This window comes from Hydrogenophaga sp. PBL-H3 (assembly GCF_010104355.1).
Classification (GTDB): Bacteria; Pseudomonadota; Gammaproteobacteria; order Burkholderiales; family Burkholderiaceae_C; genus Hydrogenophaga.
On sequence record NZ_CP044972.1, the window covers coordinates 3,928,562 to 3,951,022 of the forward strand.

Below are 22,461 nucleotides of genomic sequence, written 5' to 3' on the forward strand. Positions count from 1 at the left end.
GCGCGTGCCAGAATCCGCGGCATGCGGCAGCCTTGGCGTTTCTCGTGGTGGTGGGTGGTCGGCGGGGCGGTGGCTGCCCTGGCCGGCGCGGCGGCCATCGCGCGCCAGTCGATTGCACAGCAGCACGCGTTGTTCGAGACCGACGCGCGCATCGTGCACCGGCTGTTGAGCCAGCAGGTGGTGCAGCACGACGCAATCCTGGCCACGCTGGCGCTGCTGCAGCCCGCGCCCGCCGCGCCCGGCACCGGCTCCCCCGAGCAGCGCCTGCCCGCGCTCTATCCGCGCATCCTCTCGGTGCAGCGCAGCGACGCCACCACCCCCTGGCCAGACCCCTCACTGGCCGAAGCCGAACGCCGGTCACGCCAGAGCGGCCGCGCCGCACTCGCGCCGCCGGACCTGCCCAGTGGCCGCTACCGGCTGGTGCTGGCCGCGGTCCCCGCCAGCTATGCGCTCACCATCGACCTGCAGGCCCTGGTGCCGTGGGCGGAGTGGCCGATGGCGGCCGGGACGAGCGCGGTGCGGGTCGAGCTGGTGCACTCGGGTCAGCGCCATGTGATCCAGCCGGGCCGGCTGCAGGCTGGCACCGGCTCGGTATTCGAATTCCACAAGCTGCTGGCGGCCGAGAGCCAGCCGTTCGACGTGGTCGCCACGCAAAGCCTGGGCTGGCGCCAGTGGCCCTGGGCCCGCATGCTGGCCTGGGTGCTGGCCGTGGCGGCCCTGCTGGCGGTGGCACGGCACCTGCAGCGCCAGCGCACGGCGCGCCGCCGCGCCGAAGAGTTGCTGCGCCTGGGCCAGGTGGCGCGCCTGAACACCCTGGGCGAACTCGCCGCCGGCATGGCGCACGAACTCAACCAACCCCTCACCGCAGTGCTGGCCAACACGCAGGCCGCGCAGCGCCTGCTCGACGACGACCCACCCGAGCTGGCCACTGCGCGCGGCGCCATGGCACAAGCCGCTGCGCAGGCCCGGCGTGCCGCCGAGGTGGTGGGTCGGCTGCGCCGCGCGGTGGAGCGGCCCGACAGTGGCGACCAGCGCCAGGCGATGGACATGGCCGACGCGGTGCGCCGCGCCCTGTACCTGCTGGAGCCCGAGTGCCTGCGGCGTGGCGTGGCGCCGACGCTCGAAGGCGCGCCCGCGCTGGCCGTGATGGCCGACCCGGTGGCGCTCGACCAGATCGTGCACAACCTGATCCTCAATGCACTGCAGGCGCTGGAACAGGTGCCCGCCGCACAGCGTCGGCTCACACTCAACTTGCGTTCGGTCGACGGGCGGGGCGAACTCTCGGTGGCCGACAGCGGACCCGGCATTCCTCCCGACGTGCTGCCGCGCCTGTTCGAGCCCTTCTTCTCCACCCGCGAAGGCGGCCTGGGCCTGGGGCTGAGCCTGTGCGAAACACTGGCCAGCGGCATGGACGGCTCAATCAGCGCGGCCAACGCAGCCACTGGCGGCGCGGTGTTCCGGTTGCGCCTGCCACTCGCCGTCGACCAGGCATGAGCACCGACACCCTCTCCCCCACCGTCCACCTGATCGACGACGACCAGGCGGTGCGCGAGAGCCTGGCCCTGCTGATCGGCACCGTGGGCCTGCGCGTGCAGCCCTGGAGCGATCCGCAGGCTTTCCTGAGCACGTTCGACCGCGAAGGCATCGGCGCCATCGTGCTCGATGTGCGCATGCCCGGCATCAGCGGCCTGAGCGTGCTCGACACCCTGGTGGCGCAGGGCGTGGACCAGCCGGTGATCATGCTCACCGGCCACGGCACGGTGGACATGTGCCGCCGCGCCTTCAAGGCCGGCGCGGCCGAGTTTCTGGAAAAGCCGGTGGACGACGAGGCTCTGCTGGAGGCGCTGCAGAACGCCGTGCGCCAGCACGTGCGCTCGCGCCACCGCCACCAGACCGACCGCGCCGCGCGTGAGCGCTACGCACAGCTCTCCGAACGCGAGCGCGAGGTGCTGGGCTTGATCGTGGAGGGACTGACCAACAAGGAGATCGGCCGCGCGCTGGGCCTGTCACCGCGCACGGTGGAGACCCACCGCGCCAACCTGTTCAGCAAGCTGCAGGCGCCGTCGCTGGCGCAGTTGATCCGGCACTACGCCGCGCTGGTCGACGCCGGCGATGCCGGCACTGCGTAGTTCTACGGAGGGCCGCGCGTAGCCCCCCGAATGGTGATTTCGCGCTCGAATTTCTACAGTTCTCCCACGGTTGATCGAACCGTTCAACAACACCGGAGAACCCCATGAAATTCGTCGCTCAGGCATCCATCCTCGCCATGTCCCTCATCGCCTGCGCCGCCAGCGCCCAGGCCGTTCGCGTGGAGAAAAACATGTCGCTGGACCTGGCCAACCAGATCGCCGCGGCCACCGTTGCGTCGTGCAGCGCCAGCGGCTACAACGTCGCAGTCGCCGTGGTGGACCGCGCCGGCACCCTGCGCGCCCTGCAGCGCGCCGACAACGCCGGCCCGCACACCATCGGCGCCGCGCAAGGCAAGGCCTACACCTCGGCCTCGGCGCGCAACACCACCGCCGCCATGCTGGAGAGCGTGCAGAAAAACCCCGGCGCCGCCACGCTGGTGGACATCCCGGGCTTCCTGGTGCTGGGCGGTGGCGTGCCGGTGAAGGTGGGCAATGAGGTCATCGGCGCCGTGGGCGTGGGCGGTGCACCCGGTGGCCATCTGGACGAGCAGTGCGCGAACGCGGGCATTGCCAAGGTGGCCGAGCTGCTGAAATGAAAACGCTGTTGGTGCTCCTGTCACTGGTGTTCGCCGGTGCGAGCGCTCAGGCCCAGGTCGCCCCCAGCGCGGCCGAAGCAGCGGCCTACACCGGCTTGCACGCCGCGGCGCACAAGGGCGACGCCGCGAAGATCGCGCGGCTGGTGGCCGGCGGCGCGGCGCTGAACGCCACCGACGCGCACGGGCGCACGCCGCTGCACGTGGCCACTTTCGCGCGGCAGCGGGATGCGATCGCCGCGCTGGCCAAGGCGGGCGCCGAGATCAACCGGCTGGAAAACGATCGTTACGACGCGGTAACGATCGCGTCGGTCGCGGACGACGAGGAGACGCTGCGCGTGTTGCTGCAACTGGGCGCCAGCGCGAAGCAGACCACCAGCCGCTACGACGGCACCGCCCTGATTGCCGCCGCGCACCTGGGGCACGACGGTGTGGTGCGCCAGTTGATCACCGCCGGTGCGCCGTTGGACCACGTGAACAACCTGCACTGGACGGCCGCGATCGAAGCGGTGGTGCTGGGCGATGGCGGATCACGCCACCAGGCCACGCTCAAGGCCTTGATCGATGCGGGTGCGAACCTGCAGCTGGCCGATCGGCATGGCCAGACGCCGCTGGCTTTGGCGCGGTCGCGTGGGTATTCGGCGATGGTTTTGATGTTGGAGAGAGCTGGGGGCCGTTAGCTTCTTCGCCTGCTGAGCTGGTGCGGCCACATCTCGTCAGATCGGAGCGCCATGCCGCTCCGATCTTGCGAGGTCAATGAGCGAAACGCAACGAATGAAGTAGCTGTCAGCTCAAGGAGACGCGAGCAAACTTCCGCTTCCCGACCTGCACCACAAACGTCCCCGCAGGCAGCTTCAAGCCCTTGTCGCTGATCACCGCCCCATCCACTCGCACCCCACCGCCCTCGATCAAACGGTTGGCCTCGCTGGTGGACGGCGCCAGGCCCGCCGACTTCAACAACGACCCGATCCCCAACGGCGCACCCGACAACGACACCTCGGCAATGTCATCCGGCACACCGCCCTTGCTGCGGTTGATGAAGTCCTGCTCCGCCGCATCGGCCGCGGCCTTGCTGTGGAAACGCGTGGTGATCTCCTTGGCCAGCGCCACTTTCGCGTCCTTCGGATTCGCGCCCTGGGCAATGGCCTGCTTCAAGCCGTCGATGTGCGCCAGCGACTGGAACGACAACAGCGTGTACCAGCGCCACATCAGCGTGTCGGAAATGCTCAGCACCTTCGCAAACATCGAGTTCGCCGCTTCGGTGATCCCGATGTAGTTGTTCTTGCTCTTGGACATCTTGTCCACGCCGTCCAGGCCTTCGAGCAGCGGCATCGTCAAAATGCACTGCGGATCCTGGCCGTATTCGGCCTGCAGGTGGCGGCCCATCAGCAGGTTGAACTTCTGGTCGGTGCCGCCCAGCTCCAGGTCGCTCTTGAGCGCCACCGAGTCGTAACCCTGCATCAGCGGGTACAGGAACTCATGCACGCTGATCGGCGTGCCGGCCTTGAAGCGGTCGTGAAAATCGTTGCGCTCCATCATGCGCGCCACCGTGTACTTGGCCGCCAGCTGGATCATCCCCATCGAACCCAGCGGCAGGCTCCATTCGCTGTTGTAGCGAATCTCGGTGCGCGCGGGGTCCAGCACCAGGCTGGCCTGCTTGTAATAAGTCTCGGCGTTGACCTGGATCTGCTCGGTGGTGAGCGGCGGGCGCGTGTTGTTGCGGCCCGAGGGGTCGCCGATCAGGCTGGTGAAGTCGCCGATCAAGAAGATCACCTGGTGCCCAAGGTCCTGCAACTGGCGCATCTTGTTGAGCACCACCGTGTGGCCGATGTGGATGTCGGGCGCGGTGGGGTCCAGCCCCAATTTGATGCGCAGCGGCTGTCCGCTCTGCTCCGACCGTGACAATTTTTTGATCCAGTCGGCCTGGGGGATCAATTCCTCGCACCCCCGAAGTGTCACGCCCAAGGCATTTTTCACACCGTCCGTCAGGACGCCCTCAACAGGATGGTTTTGGTGAGTACTTTGTTCTGCCAGGGTGCTGGGTTTCATACGCGTTTTCTCAGATGCGGGCTACATGGCGCTGGCTATACTTCGCGCCGAGTGACGGATTTTAGTTGGCGCGCTTTTTGCACACCCTGGACCCGGTTCATCGCCCCGGCGCAATTCGTGTGAACTTGTTCCGCCCCGGCCTCTCAGCCTGTGTGCCCCAACCAACAGACCGTTGGACCTCTTTCCAGGAAGCCCCGATTTTGATCCGCTCGCTGCTCCACTCAACGACCCTGGTCGCCGATGCCATCCGCCAAAGCCTCGCACGCCATCCCCGCCGCATCATGGGCGGCATCGGCGTCTTGCTGCTGGGCACCGGCGTCACCGCCTTCGGCATCGCGCCGCTCGCACCCGACGCTTCCCAGCTCCCGGTGCGTGAGGTCATCGAAGCCATCGACACCTCCGCATCCACATCCGCCAACGTGCTCGGTGCGCCCGCCACCGACTTCGTGCTGTTCCGCAGCGAAGTGACCCGGCGCGATGACACGGCCCAAAGCCTGCTGCAGCGCCTGGGCGTGGTCGACTCCGAAGCACAGGGTTTCCTGCGCAATGACCCAACGGCCCGCCAGTTGCTGCAAGGCCGCGCCGGCCGGCTGGTGAATGTGGAAACCAATGACCGCCAGGAACTGCAACGCCTGACCTCGCGCTGGCTCGCCGGCGATGATCGCAAGTTCTCCCGCCTGGTGATCGAGAACAGCGCCGAGGGCTTCAAGTCCCGCCTTGAAACCGGTGAACTCACCGCCTCGGCCCGCCTGGCCAGTGGCGTGATCCGCAGCTCCCTGTTTGCCGCCACCGACGCCGCCAACATCCCCGACCCCGTCGCGGTTCAGCTGGCCGAGATGTTCTCCAGCGACATCGACTTCCGCCGCGACCTGCGCCAGGGTGACCGTTTCAGCGTTGTCTACGAGAGCCTGGAGGCCGATGGCGAGAGCATGCGCACCGGTCGCGTGCTCAGCGCCGAGTTCGTCAACGGCGGCCGCAAACACGAAGGTGTGTGGTTTGAAGAGCCCGGCCAACGCGGTGCCTACTACGGCTTCAACGGCGAGAGCTCGCGCAAGTTCTACCTGTCCTCACCGCTGGAGTTCTCGCGCGTGAGCAGCGGTTACGGCATGCGCTTTCACCCCATCTCGGGCGTGAACAAGGCCCACCTGGGGGTCGACTACGCGGCTCCGACCGGCACCCCTGTGCGCACGATCGGTGATGGCGTGGTCGAATTCGCTGGCGTGCAGCGCGGCTATGGCAACGTGATCCACATCCGCCACCGCAGCAACCAGACCACGGTGTTTGCCCACTTGAGCCGCATTGGCGTGCGGCAGGGCCAGAAGGTGAGCCAGGGCGACATGATCGGCAACGTGGGCTCCACCGGCGCGTCCACCGGCCCCCACCTGCATTTCGAGTTCCGCAACAACGGCATTCCCCAGGACCCACTGGCCATCGCCCGCCAGAGCGAGTCCATTCCAATCAACCCCTCGGCCCGCGCCCGCTTTGATGCCCTGGCCCAGCTGCAAAGGGTGCAACTCAACGCAGCAGCCAGCGTTCAGCAGGCCAGCGCCGAATAAACCTGAAACAAGCAGACATGAAAAAGGGGAGCTTCAAGCTCCCCTTTTTTATTGGCGCGTGGATCGCGTGAGTGGTTCAGACGCTGAAACTGGAGCCGCAGCCGCAGGTGCTGTTGGCATTGGGGTTCTTGATCACGAACTGCGCGCCTTCCAAGTCTTCCTTGTAGTCGATCTCGGCGCCCACCAGGTACTGGTAGCTCATGGCGTCGATCAACAGCGACACGCCGTTCTTGGACATGGTGGTGTCGTCTTCATTGACCACCTCGTCGAAGGTGAAGCCGTACTGGAAGCCGGAACATCCGCCACCTTGCACGAACACGCGCAGCTTCAGATCGGGGTTGCCTTCTTCGGCCACCAGCTCCGCCACTTTGGCGGCTGCGCTGTCGGTGAACACCAGCGGCGCCGGCATTTCAGTCTGGATGTTTTCTGCCACTGCACTCATGGATGACCTCTTGGAATGTTGTGGCCCTTGGGCAGGTCCACGGAGAAAAGATCGGGCGCACCGCGCACCGGGGTTGGGAAAGATAGTAAATCAATTTGGTCGGGATTGCGCTCAGCCATTGTTTGCCGCTAGTTTCAGTGTGGGTTTGTCTTCCACACCGCCGACCATGGGCTTGAGCTGCCCCGTGATGGTCGCGCCCTGATGCATTTCCAGTGCCTTGTACGACACATCGCCTTCGATGCGCGCCTTGGGCTGAAGCTCCAGCAGCTCGAAGGCCTGCACCGGTCCCTTGACGTGGCCATTGATGATGACGTGGTCGGCCAGGATCTGCCCCGTGACCACAGCCACTTCGCTGATCACCAGGATGCTGGGGTGTTCGTCGCTGGCGCGGATGTCGCCCACCACCTCGCCGTCGACCCGCAGGCCATCGTGAAACAGGACATTGCCCTCAATGCGGGTGCCCTGCGCAATCAGGCTCTTGATGGGGGGCTGTTTTTTCTTGCCGAACATGGGCTTCTCCAAACGACGGAACGCTGCTGTCACAGCTGGAATGTTTGTACCGACCGCACCGAGCTTCCTTGAAGTACCTTGGCCGTCACGTTTTTTACCATGGCCTGCGCGGGCACATCGACGATGCCCTCCAGGCGCAAATAGCCTTTGATCAACACCGGCTGCGGTGCTGGCGCCTGCGCCAGCGACCACGCCTTGCCGTCCAGCGTGCCGGTGAAAGTGATTTCGAGCGTTCCCTTGAAATCGGGCGCGTTCTTCGTGGCCTGCATCATGAGCGCCTGCCATCGCCACTGGGTGGCGGACACCCGTTCGGCCTGCAAGCCGCGGATGCTCAGCGCATCGCTACCCGAGCCGGGGATCAGGCGCTCGAAAAACCCGAGGTCGGTCCGCAGCAGTTCGTTGTCCGCTTCAAGCTGGCGGATGCGCATGGCGAGCTGCTCCTGCACGCTGCGCTCGGTCGTGAGCAGGCTCTCGGAGGTGTTGGCCACCGACTGCGCATTGAGCAGATCGGCGCGCAAGGTCTGCACCTCGCTGCGCAGTTGCGTGAGCTCCTGCTTGGACGCCCGGTCCAGGCCAGCGATGTCCCGGCCGAACTCGAAGGCCCACAGCGCCAACGCCCCAGAGAAGCCCAGCACGACAGCACCGAGCAACCAGCGAAACGGCCAGGGCAACGCGCTGCGAACCGCCATGCGCGGCGCGCTGACGGTGAGTTTTCTGCGCAGAAGCCGAAACCGCATGCAAACCTTTCAAGTGAAAGCAAACGCAACCCGGGCCCAGAAAGCAAAAACCGCCCCAAGTTCGACTTGAAGGCGGCTTTTGCAGTTGAGGCCAGACAGATTAGCGTTTGCTGAACTGCTTGCGACGGCGTGCAGAGCGCAGACCGACTTTTTTCCGTTCGACTTCGCGGGCATCGCGCGTCACGAAACCGGCTTGCGACAGGCCTGCTTTGAGCGTGGCGTCGTAGTCGATCAGGGCGCGGGTGATGCCGTGGCGCACGGCGCCGGCCTGGCCGGACTCACCACCACCGTGCACGTTGACCTGAATGTCAAACGTCTCGGCGTGGTTGGTCAGCAGCAGGGGCTGCTTGGCGATCATGATGGAGGTTTCGCGGCCGAAGTAGGCCTGGATGTCCTTGCCATTGACCGTGATGTGGCCACTGCCTTTTTTCAGGAAAACACGGGCGACGCTGGATTTGCGACGGCCGGTTCCATTGTTCCATTCACCAATCATCTCAAGGCTCCTTTAGAGTTCCAGCACTTGCGGCTGTTGGGCGGTATGCGGGTGCTCTGCACCGCCGTACACCTTGAGCTTCTTGATCATGGCGTAGCCGAGCGGGCCCTTGGGCAGCATGCCCTTGACAGCCTTTTCGAGCGCACGGCCTGGGTGCTTGGCCTGCATGTCGCGGAAGTTGGTGCCGTAGATACCGCCGGGGTAACCCGAGTGACGGTAGTAGACCTTGTCGAGGGCTTTGTTGCCCGTGACGCGGATCTTGGCTGCGTTGATGATGACGATGAAGTCACCGGTATCGACGTGAGGCGTGTAAATGGCCTTGTGTTTGCCGCGCAAACGGAGAGCCACTTCACTGGCAACTCGTCCGAGGACCTTGTCGGTCGCGTCAATCACAAACCACTCGTGCGTCACGTCAGCGGGTTTTGCGCTGAACGTTTTGGTCATGAGTTTTCTCTTGGAGAGGTGGTTTGGCGGCTCTTTTCCACGGTCGGTCGTTCTCTGACGGAACGCTCTTAGGTGGGTTTTGAACACTTCGCCGCGGAGCCAGCAGTTCGCTGCGAAGCCATCGATTGTACGAAATTGCGGGGGTGGCTGGCAAATTTCAGTTTTGCAAACCCGCCCGGCGTGGTCAAACCGCTACCATCAACGGATGTTCAGCTACCGACACGCCTTCCACGCCGGCAACCACGCCGACGTGCTAAAGCACACCACCCTCATCGCCACGCTGCGCCATCTGATGCAGAAAGAGGCCGGCATCACCTTGGTCGACACCCACGCGGGGGCCGGCCTGTACCGCCTGGATGGTGACTACACCGAGACCGGGGGCGAGGCCAAGGACGGCGTGGTCAAGCTGATGGCGGCCCTTCGGTCGGCCGACCAGCCGCCGGCCAAGGACGTGTCGCCCGCGATTGACGACTACCTCGACACCATCGCCAGCTTCAACCCGTCAGGCGCGCTGCGCGTCTATCCCGGCTCACCCTTCGTGATGCAGCAGCTCATGCGCACCGAGTCGCGCGACCGGCTCAAGCTGTTCGAACTGCACCCCACCGACAGCAAGACGCTCGCGGCCAACATCGCCCAGCTCGACGCCGGACGGCAGATTGCGGTGGCCCGCGAGGACGGCTTTGAGGGCCTGCGCCCGCTGCTGCCTCCGCCGCCCTCGTCCACCGGCTCCAAGCGCGCTGTGGTGCTGATCGACCCGAGTTACGAGATCAAGAGCGATTACGCAAAAGTGAGCGCCTGCATACAAGAAGCCATCAAGCGTTTCCCGACCGGCACCTATCTCGTCTGGTACCCGGTGATTCCGCGGCCCGAAGCGCACGACCTGCCGCGCCGTCTCAAGACGCTGGCCAACCAGGCGCAGAAACCCTGGCTCAACGCCACGCTCGCCATTGGCCAGGACCCGACACACGGTCCCGAAGATCGGCCCGGACTGACGGCCAGCGGCATGTTTGTCGTCAACCCGCCGCACACACTCAAGGGTGTGCTGCAACAGGCGCTGCCGCAACTGCTGGCCCACCTGGGACGCGGCCGGGGCAAGTCCCAGGCCCTCGAATCGGGCGGTTGAAAATTAGCCGACCGCTCGGTCGGTTAACTGGATATACTGCGACTCACGCGCCCGGCCAGCGGCGCAGGAGACGCGCATGTACACCCAGTCGTTCAACGTTCCCGACGCCGACACCAAGTCCGGCACGCCGCTGAAAGCGGTGCCCCACGACACCGCCTTGCAGGCGCACTTTGACGCTGTGGTCGACGCCGACGGCAAGATCGAGCCGCGCGACTGGATGCCCGACGCGTACCGCAAGACGCTGGTGCGCCAGATCAGCCAGCACGCGCACAGCGAGATCGTGGGCATGCTGCCCGAAGGCAACTGGATCAGCCGCGCGCCCAGCCTCAAGCGCAAGGCCATCCTGGTGGCCAAGGTGCAGGACGAAGGTGGCCATGGCCTGTACCTCTACAGCGCAGCCGAGACCCTGGGCACCAGCCGCGACCAGATGTTCGACGCGCTGCACTCGGGCAAGGCCAAATACAGCTCGATCTTCAACTACCCCACGCTGACCTGGGCCGACGTGGGCGTGGTCGGCTGGCTGGTGGACGGCGCGGCGATCATGAACCAGATCCCGCTGTGCCGCTGCAGCTTCGGCCCGTATGCGCGCGCCATGATCCGCGTCTGCAAGGAAGAAAGCTTCCACCAGCGCCAGGGCTTCGAGTCGCTGATGACCATGATGCAGGGCACGGCCGAGCAGAAAGCCATGGTGCAGGACGCGGTGAACCGCTGGTGGTGGAAGTGCCTGGCGATGTTCGGCCCGCCCGACGCCGACAGCCCCAACAGCGTGCAGGGCATGCGCTGGGGCATCAAACGCATTTCCAACGACGACCTGCGCCAGAAGTTCGTGGACGCGACCGTGCCGCAGGCCGAGGTGCTGGGCGTGACGCTTCCCGATCCCGACCTGAAATGGAACGAGGCGCGTGGCCACCACGATTACGGTTCGATCGACTGGGACGAGTTCTGGGCCGTGGTCAATGGCGACGGCCCCTGCAACAAGGAGCGCCTGGCCACGCGCGTGAAGGCCTGGAACGACGGCGCATGGGTCCGCGAAGCGGCGCTCGCCCACGCGGCCAAACAACAGGCACGCACCATGAAGGAGGCCGCATGAACACAGCCGCACTCAAGGAATGGCCCTTGTGGGAAGTCTTCGTGCGCAGCAAGCAGGGCCTGGAGCACAAGCACTGCGGCAGCCTGCACGCCAGCGACGCACCCCACGCACTGCAGATGGCGCGCGACGTCTACACGCGCCGCCAGGAAGGCGTGAGCATCTGGGTCGTGCCGTCCAACAGCATCACCGCCAGCGAGCCCGACAGCAAGGACAGCTTCTTCGACCCGGCCGCCGACAAGGTGTACCGGCATCCGACCTTCTACGAGATCCCGGACAAAGTGGGGCACATGTGATGGTTTCAGCGCCCACCCACGCGCCCGTGGCCTATTTGCTGCACCTGGCCGACAACGCCCTGGTGCTCGGCCAGCGCAACGCCGAGTGGTGCGGCCACGGGCCCATCCTGGAAGAGGATCTGGCCCTGGCCAACAACAGCCTGGATCTGCTGGGCCAGGCCCGCATGCTCTACCAGCACGCCGCCGCGCTCATCAACGACGATGCCGACCTGACGCAGCGCTTCCAACACCTGCAGGGCGCGCGCACCGATGGCCGCGTGACCGAAGACACCCTGGCCTATTTCCGCGACACGCACGAATTCCGCAACCTCACGCTGCTGGAGTTGCCGCACAGCGGTCCCCTGGCCAGCACCTCATCGGGCGACCGCGATTACGCCACCACCATCACACGCAACTTTCTCTACAGCGCGCTCATGGTGCTGGTGTGGGACCGGCTGCAGACATCGGCGGACGCGCACCTGGCCGCCATCGCCGCGAAATCGCTGAAGGAGGTGCGTTACCACCTGCGCCATGCCAGCGACTGGCTGGTGCGCTTTGGCGACGGCACCGACGAATCACACGCCCGCGCGCAAGCGGCACTCAACCACCTGCTGCCCTACTGCCAGGAGTTCTGGATCGGCAGCGAAGCTGAAACACAGGCGGTGCAGAGTGGCACGGGCGTGGATGTCGCCAACCTCAAGGCGGACTGGGACGCATTGGTGGATGACACAGTGACCGAAGCCACGCTCCAACGCCCTGCCGTGCAAGGCTACGTGCCGCAGGGCAAGCTCGGCGTGCATTCGGAACACATGGGTTTTCTGCTGGCCGAAATGCAGAGCCTGGCGCGCACGCACCCACAAGCGGTGTGGTGATCGCCATGACCATCGCCGTCGTCCACGAACACGCCGCCATTTGGGCCTCGCTCGCCGATCTGAGCGACCCCGAAATTCCGGTGGTCAGCCTGAGTGAACTCGGCATCCTGCGCGACGTGCGCACGGGTGCCGACGGCACCCCCGAGGTGGTGATCACGCCCACCTACAGCGGCTGCCCGGCCATGGGACAGATCGAGGACGATGTGCGCGCCACCCTGGCAAGCGCGGGCATCCGCGCCCGCGTGGTCACGCAGCTCGCCCCCGCCTGGACCACCGACTGGATGAGCGAGGCCGCACGCGAGAAGCTGCGCGCCTACGGCATTGCGCCACCGCAGTGCGGCAGCAGCGCCAACGCGGGCGGCAACGTGCTGAAGTTTTCACGCCAGGCCCTGCAACGCGAGGTGGTGCCCTGCCCGCAATGCGGCTCGACCCACACCACCGAAACCTCGCCGTTCGGATCGACCGCGTGCAAGTCCATGTACCGCTGCCTCGATTGCCTTGAGCCCTTCGACTACTTCAAACCCTATTGATGCCATGAGCACCGCACACCGCTTCCACGAGCTGCCCATCGCCCGCATCAGCCCCGAAGCTGCCGGCGCCGTGGCCATCACCCTGGCCATACCGGCCGAGCAGCGCACGGCGTTCGCTTTCGAGCCGGGCCAGTTCCTCACCTTGCGCGCCACCATTGGCGGGCAAGACGTGCGGCGCAGTTACTCCATCAGCAGCCCGCGCAGCCTGCTCACGCAGCGGGGCGAACTCACGCTGGGCATCCGGCCGGTGGACGGTGGTGTGTTTTCCAACTGGGCGGCCAGCGAACTGCGCGCCGGCGACACGCTCAAGGTAATGCCACCCGACGGCCGCTTCACCGTGCACAAGCCGCGTGCACTGCACCGCGTGGGCTTTGCGGCTGGCTCAGGCATCACGCCCATCCTCTCGCTCATGGCCAGCACGCTCGAAGAATCACCTCAGGCCAAGTTCACCCTGGTCTATGGCAACCGGCGCATGGACAGCGTGATGTTCAACGAAGCGCTGCAGGACCTGAAGGACAGGTATGCCGACCGACTCACGCTGATCCACATCCTCTCGCGCCAGGCACAGGAGGTGCCGTTGCTCGAAGGTCGCATCGACGGCGACAAGGTGCGCGCGCTCATCGCCACGCTGCTGCCCGTGGCCAGCATGGACGAGGTGTTCATCTGCGGGCCTGAGGCCATGATCGACGCCACCGAACAAGCACTGCTCGACGCCGGCGTGCGGCCCGACCGGGTGCACACCGAGCGCTTCACCTCGCCCACGCTGCAAGCCCTGCCGGCCGAAGCGCGCAAGGCGGTGGTGCTCGGCCATGCCGATGCGGCCGTGCGCACCGACGGTGACGTCGCGCTCACCGTGCTGCTCGACGGCAAGCCGCACGCGCTGCGCATGAACCGCGACGAGCGGGTGCTCGACGTGGCCCTCAGCGCAGGCCTGGACCTGCCCTGGTCGTGTCGCGGCGGCGTGTGCTGCACCTGCCGCGCCAAGGTGATGGAGGGTTCGGTGGCGATGGAGAAAAACTACACGCTGGAGCCCTGGGAAACCGACAAGGGTTTCGTGTTGAGCTGCCAGGCGCGACCCACGAGCGATGCGCTCGTGATCAGCTTCGACGAGCGCTGAAGCGCCGCCTCAGAAGCGCCAGCCCAGACCCACGCCCAGGAGAATCGGGTCCACCTTGAAGGTGCCGATGTTGCTTCCAGCGGCGATCACGTCGGTCTTGATGTAGACCTTCTTCACGTCGACGTTCAGGTACAGGTTCTTGGACAGCGGCACATCAACGCCGGCCTGCAAGGCCAGACCATAGCTGTTGCGCTTGAGGTCCGCGCCACCACCGAGCAGATCCACCGAGCTGAAGCGCGTGTAGTTCAGACCGGCGCCCAGGTAGGGCTTGATGCCGTTGCTGTGGTTGAAGTGGTACTGCAAGGTGAGCGTGGGCGGCAGGTGCTTCAAGCTGCCGATCTGGGTGGCGCCGGCGTACACGCGCTGCTTCTGCGGCACGGTCAGCACCAGTTCGGCCGCCAGGTTGGGGCTGAAGAAGTACGTGAAGTCGATTTCGGGCAGCGTCTTGTTGTTGATCGAAAGATCCAGGCCGGTGCTGTCCTTGTTGGCGCTGTCCAGATGAACGGCGCGGGCGCGCACCAGCAGCGAGCCTGCGTTGAAGTCTTGTGCAAGGGCCGCGCCCGATGCCATCAGCACGAGGGAGGCGAGAGCCACAGTGGTCTTTTTCATGGTGTTCAGTGATCGAAGCGGGAACATTCCCGACATCGATTACAGAAGACCCCGACCCGCGACATATTGCGCTGCATCAATACGGCCGACCACGCCCTCGGCGATCACACCGGCGTTTGACGCAGATCAATTTTCGGCGGCGGCCACGGCGAGCGGTGACCGCATTGAAAACTCAGGACGGCTTGACGTTGCCGATGCGCACCACCTCGGCCCAGCGCGGAATCTCGCGCGCGATGAGCGCGGCAAAGTCCTGCGGCTTCGACGGCATGGGTGTGGCGCCTTCGCGCGTGAGCGGCTCCAGCACCTCGGGGTGGACCAGCGCCGCGTTGATCTCTGCGTTGAGCCGCGCCACCAGGTCGGGTGGCATGCCGGCGGGGCCGACGATGCCGTACCACTGATCGGCCTCGAAGCCGGGGTAACCGCTCTCGGCCACCGTGGGCACGTTGGGCAGGGCGGGCAGGCGCTGCGGGCTCGACACCGCCAGCGCACGCAGGCGGCCACCCTGCACGTGCGGCAGGACGGCTGGCGCGCCGGTGAAGGTGCAGTCGACGCGACCACCGATCACGTCGGTGATCGAGGGCGCCGTGCCGCGGTAGGGGATGTGCAGCATGAACATGCCCGCGCGCTGCTTGAGGTATTCAAAGGCGATGTGGGCGGCGCTGCCATTGCCGCCCGAAGCGTGCGTGAGCTGGCCGGGCTGCGCTTTGGCGCGCTCGATGAGTTGCTTCAACGAGGTGATGGGCAGCGATGCGTTGATCACCAGCACGTTGGGCACACGGGCCACCCAGGCGATCGGGGCGAAGCTCTTCTGCGGGTCGTAGGCCAGGCCGGGGTAGATGGCGGGGTTGACGGCCAGCGTGCCGGTGTGGCCCATGAGCAGCGTGGCGCCATTGGGCGCCGAGCGCGCCACGTCCGTGGCGCCCAGTGAACCCCCGGCACCCGGTTTGTTGTCGATCACCACGTTCACACCGAGCGCGGCGGCCAGCCGGGGCTGCAAGGCCCGGGCCAGGATGTCGGGCGAGCCGCCGGGCGGGAACGGCACCACCAGCCGGATGGTGCGGGGCAGTGTCTGGGCCCTCAGCGCGGGCGCGGCCACGGTGGCCGCGACGGCCATCAACACGGTGCGGCGGTTCAATGAAGCAGGGGAATGCATACGGGCTCCTGATGTGAGGGCGTGCAGCCTGATCGCTGCCATCTCGCCCAGTTGGAGGCTACCAGTTCCAGCCCGGTCATCACCGGGCGAAGTTCGTCCATGAGCATCCGGCGGGCCGCGAGGCACTCATTCGGCCAGCAGCACCACCGTCGCCGTGCCGCTGCCCAGCAGGCCGACCTGCGCCGCGGCAGCGCGGCTCAGGTCGATGATGCGACCCCTCACGTGGGGACCACGGTCGTTGATGCGCAGCAACACGTCTTGCCCGGTCGCGAGGTTGCGCACCCGCAAGCGCGTGCCGAAGGGCAGCGTCTTGTGGGCGGCGGTGAGATCGTGCATGTTGAAGATCTCGCCGCTGGCGGTGCGCCGCCCATGAAAGGGATCGCCGTACCACGAGGCCTGGCCCCGCTCGATCTCGCGCTCTTCCAGTACCGCGGCTGGCTCGTCCCCCTCAACCGGGTCGGGCTGCGAGGGCGCACGCGTCGCACAGCCGCCCAGCCACAACACAGTGGCCAGGGCGAGCGTGAACGCGGACTTGAAACTCATGACAGCTGCAGGCGCTTCGCGATTTCCAGCGTGGCCGCGCTCTGGTTCATGGTGTAGAAGTGCAGCGCCGGCACGCCGCCGTTGCGCAGCTGGTCGCACAGGTCGGTCACCACGTCCAGGCCGAAGGCCTTGATGGACGCCGTGTCGTCGCCAAAGGCCTGCAGGCGCAGCCGGATCCAGCGCGGGATCTCGGCGCCGCTAGCGTCCGAAAAACGCATGAGCTGCGTGGAGCTGGTGATGGGCATGATGCCGGGCACCACCGGCACGTCGGCGCCCAGCTTGTAGGCGTCGTCCACAAAGCGGAAGTAGGCGTCGCTGTTGAAGAAGTACTGGGTGATGGCCGAATGCGCGCCCGCGCGCACCTTGGTCGCGTAGGCCTGCAGATCCGACTCGGGCGACTTCGCCTGCGGGTGCACCTCCGGATACGCGGCCACCTCGATATGGAAATCGTCGCCGGTCTCCGCGCGGATGAAGGCCACCAGGTCGCTCGCGTAGTGGAACTCGCCACCCGCGCCATAACCGCTGGGCAGATCACCGCGCAGGGCCACCAGGCGCTTCACGCCCATGGCCTTGAGCGTGGCGAGCTGCTCCCGCACCGAGGCCTTGGTGGCACCGATGCACGAGAAGTGCGAGGCCGCCGGCACCGATTCGGCGAGGATGTCGCGCACCGTGTTGAAGGTGCCTTCTTGCGTGGAGCCACCCGCGCCGTAGGTCACCGAGCAGAACTCGGGCCTCAACGCATACAGCTGCTGGCGCACCGCGCGCAGCTTCTCCACACCCTCGGGTGTCTTGGGTGGAAAAAATTCAAAACTCACGGGCAGACCCATGGGGTTCTCCAGAAATGTGCGGGTCCGGCGCCGCCTCCAGCTTCAGGCCGGCAGGCGGGCGAACACCAGAAATTCGCGATTGCCGTCACCCCCGGTGATCGGGCTCTCGAAGTAGTCCAGCAGCGCCAGGCCGCTGTCTTGGACCACCTGCTCGATGCGCTCACGCACCAGCGGGTAGCTCGCTTCGCTCTTCACGAGGCCGCCCTTGCCGATGTGCTCGGGCTGCAGTTCAAACTGCGGCTTGACCAGCATGAGCACATGCCCACCCGCTGTGAGCAAGGGGACGAGCGCTGGCCACACCAGCGTCTGCGAGATGAAGGACAGGTCGCCCACGATCAGGTCGAACGGTGCGGCGGCAGCTGAGCCGCCCGCATCCATCAAGGCCTCAACGGTGAGATCACGCGCATTGCAGCGCTCGATACACACCACCCGCGCGTCAGCGCGCAGGCGCGGATGCAGCTGGCCCTGGCCCACGTCCACGCCCACCACCTGCTGTGCGCCGCGCTGCAGCAGGCAGTCGGTGAAACCACCGCTGCTCTGCCCCACGTCGAGGCAGCGCAGGCCACGCACGTCAAGCGCCACGCGTTGCAGCGCACCGTCGAGCTTGAGGCCACCGCGCGAGACAAAACGCGTCTCGGCGTTGTCCACCGCTTGCAACTCCACCGTCTCGCGCAGCTCTTCGCCGTTCTTCGAGACGGTTTTCCAGTCGCCCGGCGGCAGCCGCCAGCGCACACCCGATGCAATCAGCCGTTGCGCTTGCGACTTGGAAGCCGCCAGCCCGCGCTCGACGAGCAGTTGGTCTGCCCGCATGCGGATCAGTAGCGGTAGGTGTTGGCCTTGTACGGACCTTGCTTGGAGACGCCGATGTAGGCCGCCTGCTCGTCGCTCAGTTCGGTCAGCATGGCGCCGACTTTCTTCAGGTGCAGACGCGCGACCTTCTCATCCAGGTGCTTGGGCAGCACGTAGACCTTGCCGGCTTCGTACTGGTCCTGCTTGGTGAACAGCTCGATCTGCGCAATGGTCTGGTTGGCGAAGCTCGACGACATCACGAAGCTGGGGTGGCCAGTGGCGCAACCCAGGTTCACCAGGCGGCCCTTGGCCAGCAGGGTGATCTTCTTGCCGTCGGGGAAGGTGATGTGGTCGACCTGGGGTTTGATCTCGTCCCACACACACTTTTCGAGCGAGGCCACGTCGATCTCGTTGTCGAAGTGACCGATGTTGCAGACGATGGCTTCGTCTTTCATGGCGGCCATGTGCTCGTAACGGATCACGTTCTTGTTGCCAGTGGCGGACACAAAGATGTCGCACTTGTCGGCTGCGTATTCCATGGTCACGACCTTGAAGCCTTCCATTGCGGCCTGCAGGGCGTTGATGGGGTCGATCTCGGTCACCCAGACCTGGGCGCTGAGGGCGCGCAGGGCCTGGGCCGAGCCCTTGCCCACGTCACCGTAACCAGCGACCACGCAGACCTTGCCGGCGATCATCACGTCGGTGGCGCGCTTGATGGAGTCGACCAGCGACTCGCGGCAGCCGTACAGGTTGTCGAACTTGCTCTTGGTCACGCTGTCGTTGACGTTGATGGCGCGGAACTGCAGTGTTCCCTTGGCCGACATCTCGTTCAGGCGCAGCACGCCGGTGGTGGTCTCTTCGGTCACGCCGATGATCTGCGCCGCCTTGCGGGTGTACCAGGTCTTGTCTTCGGAGAGCTTGGCCTTGATGGCGTTGAACAGGCAGATCTCTTCTTCGCTCTGTGGATTGTTCAGGACGGAGGCGTCCTTCTCGGCGCGCTGGCCCAGGTGCATGAGCAGGGTGGCGTCGCCGCCGTCGTCCAGGATCATGTTGGGGCCTTCGCCTTCGGTGCCGGCGGCGCCGAATTCAAAGATGCGGTGGGTGAAGTCCCAGTACTCGTCCAGCGACTCGCCCTTGTGTGCGAACACCGGCGTGCCGTTGGCCACCAGTGCGGCGGCGGCGTGGTCTTGCGTGGAGAAGATGTTGCACGAGGCCCAGCGCACGCTGGCGCCCAGGGCTTGCAGGGTTTCGACCAGCACGGCGGTCTGGATCGTCATGTGGATGCTGCCGGTGATGCGCGCACCCTTGAGCGGCTGCGCCTTGGCGAACTCTTCGCGGATGGCCATCAGGCCGGGCATTTCGGTCTCGGCGATCTTGACTTCCTTGCGGCCCCAATCGGCCAGGGTGATGTCGGCGATCGCGCAATCGGTGAAGGTGGGGTTGTTCAGACGGGCATTCATGGTTCGCTCCAGTAAGGATGGATAAACCACATCAGCGGGCGAAAAAAAGCTCATCGCACGGATGTGGATGAGCGTCGTTGCATGGATGGTCCGAGCCTCACGCCCCGCAAATGGGGACGCTGCAACGCTCCTCGGATGCGGGATTTTAGCCCAGCAAGCCTGCGGGTGGGTGTTTGTAGGGACTCAAACCCGGACCTGCTACACGCCTGTGCGACACTCCCGGCCCCATGCCGACCCTCCCCACGCCCTCCCCGCTCGTCCTGTGGCCCGCCGCGGCGCGCGCGCGCATCCATGGGGTGTTGACCGACATCGACGACACATTGACGACCAACGGTGCCATCACGCCCGATGCGCTGGACGCCTTGCACCGCCTGCGCGCCGCTGGCCTGCCGGTGCTGGCCATCACCGGCCGGCCGGCCGGCTGGAGCGAGGCCTTTGCACTGGCCTGGCCGGTGGACGCGATCGTGGCGGAAAACGGCGCCGTGGCGCTGTGGCGCAGCGACGACGGCCGGCTCCGCCGGGACTACCTTCAAGACGCCGCCACCCGAACCACCAACTTCGCCCGCCTGCAGGCCACGGCACAGCGCGTGCTGCGCGAACTGCCGCAAACCCGGCTGGCCACCGACAGCCCCGGGCGCGAAACCGACATCGCCATCGACCACAGCGAGTTCGCGCACCTGAACGAAGCCGAGATCGCGCAGGTGGTGGCGCTGATGCGCCGCGATGGCCTCAACGCCACCGTGAGCTCGATCCACATCAACGGCTGGATCGGCGATCACGACAAGCTGGCCGGCGCGCGCTGGATCGTGCGCACGCGCCTGGGCCGCGACCTGGATACCGAACTCGACCGCTGGGTCTACGTGGGCGACTCCACCAACGACGCGCGCATGTTCGGCCACTTCCCGCACAGCGTGGGCGTGGCCAACGTGGCGCGCTTCTGGGCCGCGCTCAGCCACCACCCGCGCTTTGTCGCGCAGGGCGCGCGCGGCGCGGGATTTGCCGAAGTGGCGGACGCGGTGCTCTCGGCCATCGACAAATGAGCGAACACCCGCTGCCGCCGCAGCACAGCCAGGCCCTCACCGGCACCGCGCCCAGCGCGCTGGTGCCCGCACAGGCGCGCCTCGGGCTGGTGGCCATCTTTGGCTCCACCTTCTTCCAGCTGGTGGGCTACTTCATGCTCATGCCACTGCTGCTCTTGCGACTCAAGGGCGATGGCGTGTCCACGGCGCTGGCCGGCGTGTTCGTGGCCACCGGCTGGCTCGGCGTGTTCGCCATGACACCGTTTGCCTCGGCCATCACGCAGCGCCTGGGCAGGCGGCCCTCGCTGTGGCTCGCGGCCTTCGTGCCGGTGGTGGCCATCATGGGTTTCCTGTTCAGCCACTCGCTGGTGTTGTGGTTCGTGTGCATCCTCATCGAAGGCATGGCCGCCGGCCTGCGCTGGGTGCTGGCCGAAGCCGTGGTGGCGGAGTTTTCACCGCCCACACAGCGAGGGCGCAACGTCGGCATTTTCGAGACCATGGTCGGCACCACCTTCGTGCTCGGCCCGCTGGTGCTGGCCTGGTACGGCGCGCAGAGCGATGCGGCGCTCTGGCTGGCGCTGGCGCTCACCGTGTTCGGCCTGGGCTGGAGTCTGCTCATTCCGCGCCTGCCTGCCGCCGCCGATGCGCACAACGCCAAGGTTGGCCTATCGGGCGTGTGGCACGCGCTGCGCCTGCACCCGCTGATCATGACGGTGGGGTTTGTGGGCGGTTTCTTCGAGAGCGGCCTCACGTCCATCCTGCCGCTGTACGGTCTGGCGCTGGGCCTGGGCGCCACCGCCGCTGCGCTGCTGGTGTCGGCCAGCGGCCTGGGCAGCGCCATCATGATGCTGCCCGCCGGCCTGCTGGCCGACCGCCTGGCCCACCACCCTGCACAACGCTGGGGCAACGCCCGCGCCAGCCGCCTGACGATCATGCGGATGTGTGCGCTCATCACGCTGCTGGCCACGCTGGTGATTCCCTTCGTGGCCGGCACACCCTGGCTGGCCGCGCCAGTGGCCTTTTTATGGGGTGGCGCCGGCGGCAGCCTCTACACCCTGGCCATGATCGACATCGGCTCGCGCGAAGACGGCATCACGCTGGTCAACAGCACCGCCGTGCTGGTGCTCTCCTACACGCTGGGCGGCGTGCTGGCGCCGGCCGCCGGCGCCGCGGCCCTGCAGTGGGCGCCCACGGTGGGATTTCCGGTGCTGTTGTTGTCGGTGGCCGGGCTGGGCTGGTGGCTGTTGAGACGCGCAGCGCCGTCCCCATCTGCGGGAACCCCACGGGGTTAAGCTGCTCCCAAGGGTGCATTCCGCGTTTCCGCCCTGCGAAAGGACCCTCCCCATGGCCATCCCCTGGCTGCTCGCCCTCAAAGTGATTCCCTGGGGCGACGTGATCGAACACGCGCCCAAGGTGCTCAACGCCGCGCGCAAACTGATGGAGCGGCAGAAGACGCCCGAGACAGCGCCCGTCACCGGCGCGCCCATGGACCTCGTGTCGGACACACCGCCCAGCCTGGGTGAACTGCGCAACCGGCTCATTGAAGCCCGGCAACTGATCGACCAGCAGACGCAGACACAGACCCAGATGGCGCAGACCCTGGCTGAGCTGGCCGAGCAGAACGCGCGCCTGGTCGCCGCTGTGGAGTTGCTGCGCGTGCGCACGCGCGTGCTCATGTTTGTGCTCGCCGCGCTGGGCATCGGCGTGGTCGCGCTGTTCGCGCGCTGATCAGCCCCGATCGCTGTTCAGGTGGGCATCGCACCCCCCACCCGCGGCAATCCACCGCCCCGCCAGCTTCTGCAACACCGGTGCCGCCCAGCGCCAGCGCGGGCCCAGCACACCGGCGGCATCAGTGATGGCACCGCAGCGGTAGACCGATTGCACTTCGTCCCATCGCAAGGCATCACACGCCCCGCTGCGCTTGCGTGAAAGCACCTGCCCGAGTGGGCAAGGCTCGGCCAGGCAGCACACGCCACAGCCGTTGCAGGGTGCGCCCAGCGCAGGCTGGAGAGGTGCGGCCGGGTGGATGTGGATGACCTGGTGTGCGCTCACGCCTTGCCTTGTTTGAATCGAACCCGCATCCGTTCGGGCTGAGCCCATACCC

General features: G+C 66.3%; 27 protein-coding genes and 1 riboswitch. Of the genes, 14 read left to right on the top strand and 13 right to left on the bottom strand.

Translation table 11 applies throughout. The features are described 5' to 3' along the window. Positions 1-21: 21 nt before the first annotated feature. The 4 genes from F9Z44_RS18375 to F9Z44_RS18390 all read left to right on the top strand — a co-directional run bounded on the left by F9Z44_RS18375 (position 22) and on the right by F9Z44_RS18390 (position 3,402). Entirely contained in the window at positions 22-1,494 is a 1,473-nt protein-coding gene (locus F9Z44_RS18375) for a sensor histidine kinase (RefSeq protein ID WP_159608150.1), read from the top strand. Then, positions 1,491-2,129, top strand: coding sequence for a response regulator transcription factor (locus F9Z44_RS18380; protein ID WP_159608151.1), 639 nt, complete (start codon positions 1,491-1,493; stop codon positions 2,127-2,129). The genes F9Z44_RS18375 and F9Z44_RS18380 overlap by 4 nt, the downstream gene beginning before the upstream one ends. Before the next feature lie 104 nt (positions 2,130-2,233). Beyond that, positions 2,234-2,725, top strand: coding sequence for a GlcG/HbpS family heme-binding protein (locus tag F9Z44_RS18385; RefSeq protein WP_159608152.1), 492 nt, complete (start codon positions 2,234-2,236; stop codon positions 2,723-2,725). Beyond that, complete coding sequence (locus F9Z44_RS18390; protein WP_159608153.1) at positions 2,722-3,402, top strand: ankyrin repeat domain-containing protein; 681 nt, start codon at positions 2,722-2,724, stop codon at positions 3,400-3,402. Before F9Z44_RS18385 ends, F9Z44_RS18390 begins: the two co-directional genes overlap by 4 nt. A 106-nt stretch (positions 3,403-3,508) precedes the next feature. Here the strand turns inward: F9Z44_RS18390 and tyrS are convergent, their stop codons facing one another. Further along, positions 3,509-4,771: a tyrosine--tRNA ligase gene (gene tyrS / locus F9Z44_RS18395; protein ID WP_159608154.1), complete on the bottom strand. Its 1,263-nt coding sequence runs from the start codon at positions 4,769-4,771 to the stop codon at positions 3,509-3,511. A gap of 200 nt (positions 4,772-4,971) precedes the next feature. On the opposite strand from tyrS, the gene F9Z44_RS18400 reads away from it, so the two are divergent. Beyond that, positions 4,972-6,327: a M23 family metallopeptidase gene (locus tag F9Z44_RS18400; RefSeq protein ID WP_236574187.1), complete on the top strand. Its 1,356-nt coding sequence runs from the start codon at positions 4,972-4,974 to the stop codon at positions 6,325-6,327. Between the two features lie 76 nt (positions 6,328-6,403). On the opposite strand, the gene erpA is transcribed toward F9Z44_RS18400, so the two are convergent. The 5 genes from erpA to rplM form a co-directional block, all read right to left on the bottom strand. After that, positions 6,404-6,769, bottom strand: a complete 366-nt coding sequence (gene erpA / locus F9Z44_RS18405) for an iron-sulfur cluster insertion protein ErpA (protein WP_069047942.1) — start codon at positions 6,767-6,769, stop codon at positions 6,404-6,406. A 111-nt stretch (positions 6,770-6,880) separates the two neighbouring features. Next, entirely contained in the window at positions 6,881-7,279 is a 399-nt protein-coding gene (locus F9Z44_RS18410; RefSeq protein WP_159608155.1) for a bactofilin family protein, read from the bottom strand. Between the two features lie 29 nt (positions 7,280-7,308). Further along, positions 7,309-8,016 carry a DUF6776 family protein gene (locus tag F9Z44_RS18415; protein WP_159608156.1) on the bottom strand — a complete coding sequence of 236 codons (708 nt, stop codon included), beginning with the start codon at positions 8,014-8,016 and terminating at the stop codon, positions 7,309-7,311. Positions 8,017-8,116: 100 nt separating this feature from the next. Beyond that, entirely contained in the window at positions 8,117-8,509 is a 393-nt protein-coding gene (gene rpsI, locus F9Z44_RS18420) for a 30S ribosomal protein S9 (RefSeq protein WP_159608157.1), read from the bottom strand. A 12-nt stretch (positions 8,510-8,521) separates the two neighbouring features. Next, positions 8,522-8,953 carry a 50S ribosomal protein L13 gene (rplM, locus tag F9Z44_RS18425; protein ID WP_056267763.1) on the bottom strand — a complete coding sequence of 144 codons (432 nt, stop codon included), beginning with the start codon at positions 8,951-8,953 and terminating at the stop codon, positions 8,522-8,524. Between the two features lie 205 nt (positions 8,954-9,158). Between rplM and F9Z44_RS18430 the strand changes: the two genes are divergently transcribed. The 6 genes from F9Z44_RS18430 to F9Z44_RS18455 all read left to right on the top strand — a co-directional run bounded on the left by F9Z44_RS18430 (position 9,159) and on the right by F9Z44_RS18455 (position 13,957). Then, positions 9,159-10,076: a 23S rRNA (adenine(2030)-N(6))-methyltransferase RlmJ gene (locus F9Z44_RS18430; protein ID WP_159608158.1), complete on the top strand. Its 918-nt coding sequence runs from the start codon at positions 9,159-9,161 to the stop codon at positions 10,074-10,076. A 76-nt stretch (positions 10,077-10,152) separates the two neighbouring features. Next, complete coding sequence (gene paaA, locus F9Z44_RS18435) at positions 10,153-11,166, top strand: 1,2-phenylacetyl-CoA epoxidase subunit PaaA (protein WP_159608159.1); 1,014 nt, start codon at positions 10,153-10,155, stop codon at positions 11,164-11,166. Next, positions 11,163-11,459, top strand: a complete 297-nt coding sequence (paaB, locus tag F9Z44_RS18440) for a 1,2-phenylacetyl-CoA epoxidase subunit PaaB (RefSeq protein ID WP_159608160.1) — start codon at positions 11,163-11,165, stop codon at positions 11,457-11,459. The genes paaA and paaB overlap by 4 nt, the downstream gene beginning before the upstream one ends. Beyond that, complete coding sequence (gene paaC / locus F9Z44_RS18445; protein WP_159608161.1) at positions 11,459-12,310, top strand: 1,2-phenylacetyl-CoA epoxidase subunit PaaC; 852 nt, start codon at positions 11,459-11,461, stop codon at positions 12,308-12,310. The genes paaB and paaC overlap by 1 nt, the downstream gene beginning before the upstream one ends. A 5-nt stretch (positions 12,311-12,315) precedes the next feature. Beyond that, complete coding sequence (gene paaD, locus F9Z44_RS18450; RefSeq protein ID WP_159608162.1) at positions 12,316-12,840, top strand: 1,2-phenylacetyl-CoA epoxidase subunit PaaD; 525 nt, start codon at positions 12,316-12,318, stop codon at positions 12,838-12,840. Between the two features lie 4 nt (positions 12,841-12,844). Continuing rightward, positions 12,845-13,957: a 2Fe-2S iron-sulfur cluster-binding protein gene (locus F9Z44_RS18455; RefSeq protein ID WP_159608163.1), complete on the top strand. Its 1,113-nt coding sequence runs from the start codon at positions 12,845-12,847 to the stop codon at positions 13,955-13,957. Positions 13,958-13,966: 9 nt separating this feature from the next. Here F9Z44_RS18455 and F9Z44_RS18460 read toward each other — a convergent pair whose 3' ends face one another. The 6 genes from F9Z44_RS18460 to ahcY form a co-directional block, all read right to left on the bottom strand. Beyond that, the gene (locus F9Z44_RS18460; protein ID WP_159608164.1) at positions 13,967-14,566 is read right to left on the bottom strand and encodes an OmpW/AlkL family protein; all 600 of its coding nucleotides are present in this window, start codon (positions 14,564-14,566) and stop codon (positions 13,967-13,969) included. Between the two features lie 172 nt (positions 14,567-14,738). After that, on the bottom strand, positions 14,739-15,719 hold the full coding sequence (locus tag F9Z44_RS18465; RefSeq protein WP_159608165.1) for a Bug family tripartite tricarboxylate transporter substrate binding protein: 981 nt from the start codon (positions 15,717-15,719) through the stop codon (positions 14,739-14,741). 126 nt (positions 15,720-15,845) lie between these two features. Then, the gene (locus tag F9Z44_RS18470; protein ID WP_159608166.1) at positions 15,846-16,262 is read right to left on the bottom strand and encodes a septal ring lytic transglycosylase RlpA family protein; all 417 of its coding nucleotides are present in this window, start codon (positions 16,260-16,262) and stop codon (positions 15,846-15,848) included. Further along, a complete protein-coding gene (gene metF, locus F9Z44_RS18475; RefSeq protein WP_159608167.1) occupies positions 16,259-17,089 on the bottom strand; it encodes a methylenetetrahydrofolate reductase [NAD(P)H] in 831 nt (276 codons plus the stop codon). Before metF ends, F9Z44_RS18470 begins: the two co-directional genes overlap by 4 nt. Before the next feature lie 42 nt (positions 17,090-17,131). Continuing rightward, entirely contained in the window at positions 17,132-17,899 is a 768-nt protein-coding gene (locus F9Z44_RS18480) for a TlyA family RNA methyltransferase (protein ID WP_159608168.1), read from the bottom strand. 5 nt (positions 17,900-17,904) lie between these two features. Beyond that, entirely contained in the window at positions 17,905-19,338 is a 1,434-nt protein-coding gene (gene ahcY, locus F9Z44_RS18485; RefSeq protein WP_159608169.1) for an adenosylhomocysteinase, read from the bottom strand. A gap of 62 nt (positions 19,339-19,400) precedes the next feature. Beyond that, positions 19,401-19,477: riboswitch (S-adenosyl-L-homocysteine riboswitch) on the bottom strand. An 88-nt stretch (positions 19,478-19,565) separates the two neighbouring features. Between ahcY and F9Z44_RS18490 the strand changes: the two genes are divergently transcribed. The 3 genes from F9Z44_RS18490 to F9Z44_RS18500 are packed head-to-tail and all read left to right on the top strand — an operon-like array spanning position 19,566 to position 22,085. Then, positions 19,566-20,378: an HAD-IIB family hydrolase gene (locus F9Z44_RS18490; protein ID WP_159608170.1), complete on the top strand. Its 813-nt coding sequence runs from the start codon at positions 19,566-19,568 to the stop codon at positions 20,376-20,378. Beyond that, positions 20,375-21,649 (top strand): MFS transporter, encoded by a 1,275-nt coding sequence (locus F9Z44_RS18495; protein ID WP_159608171.1) that lies wholly within the window; start codon positions 20,375-20,377, stop codon positions 21,647-21,649. The genes F9Z44_RS18490 and F9Z44_RS18495 overlap by 4 nt, the downstream gene beginning before the upstream one ends. A 52-nt stretch (positions 21,650-21,701) precedes the next feature. Then, on the top strand, positions 21,702-22,085 hold the full coding sequence (locus F9Z44_RS18500; protein WP_159608172.1) for a hypothetical protein: 384 nt from the start codon (positions 21,702-21,704) through the stop codon (positions 22,083-22,085). On the opposite strand, the gene F9Z44_RS18505 is transcribed toward F9Z44_RS18500, so the two are convergent. Further along, positions 22,086-22,409: a hypothetical protein gene (locus F9Z44_RS18505; RefSeq protein WP_159608173.1), complete on the bottom strand. Its 324-nt coding sequence runs from the start codon at positions 22,407-22,409 to the stop codon at positions 22,086-22,088. It lies immediately after the preceding gene. Positions 22,410-22,461 lie beyond the last annotated feature (52 nt).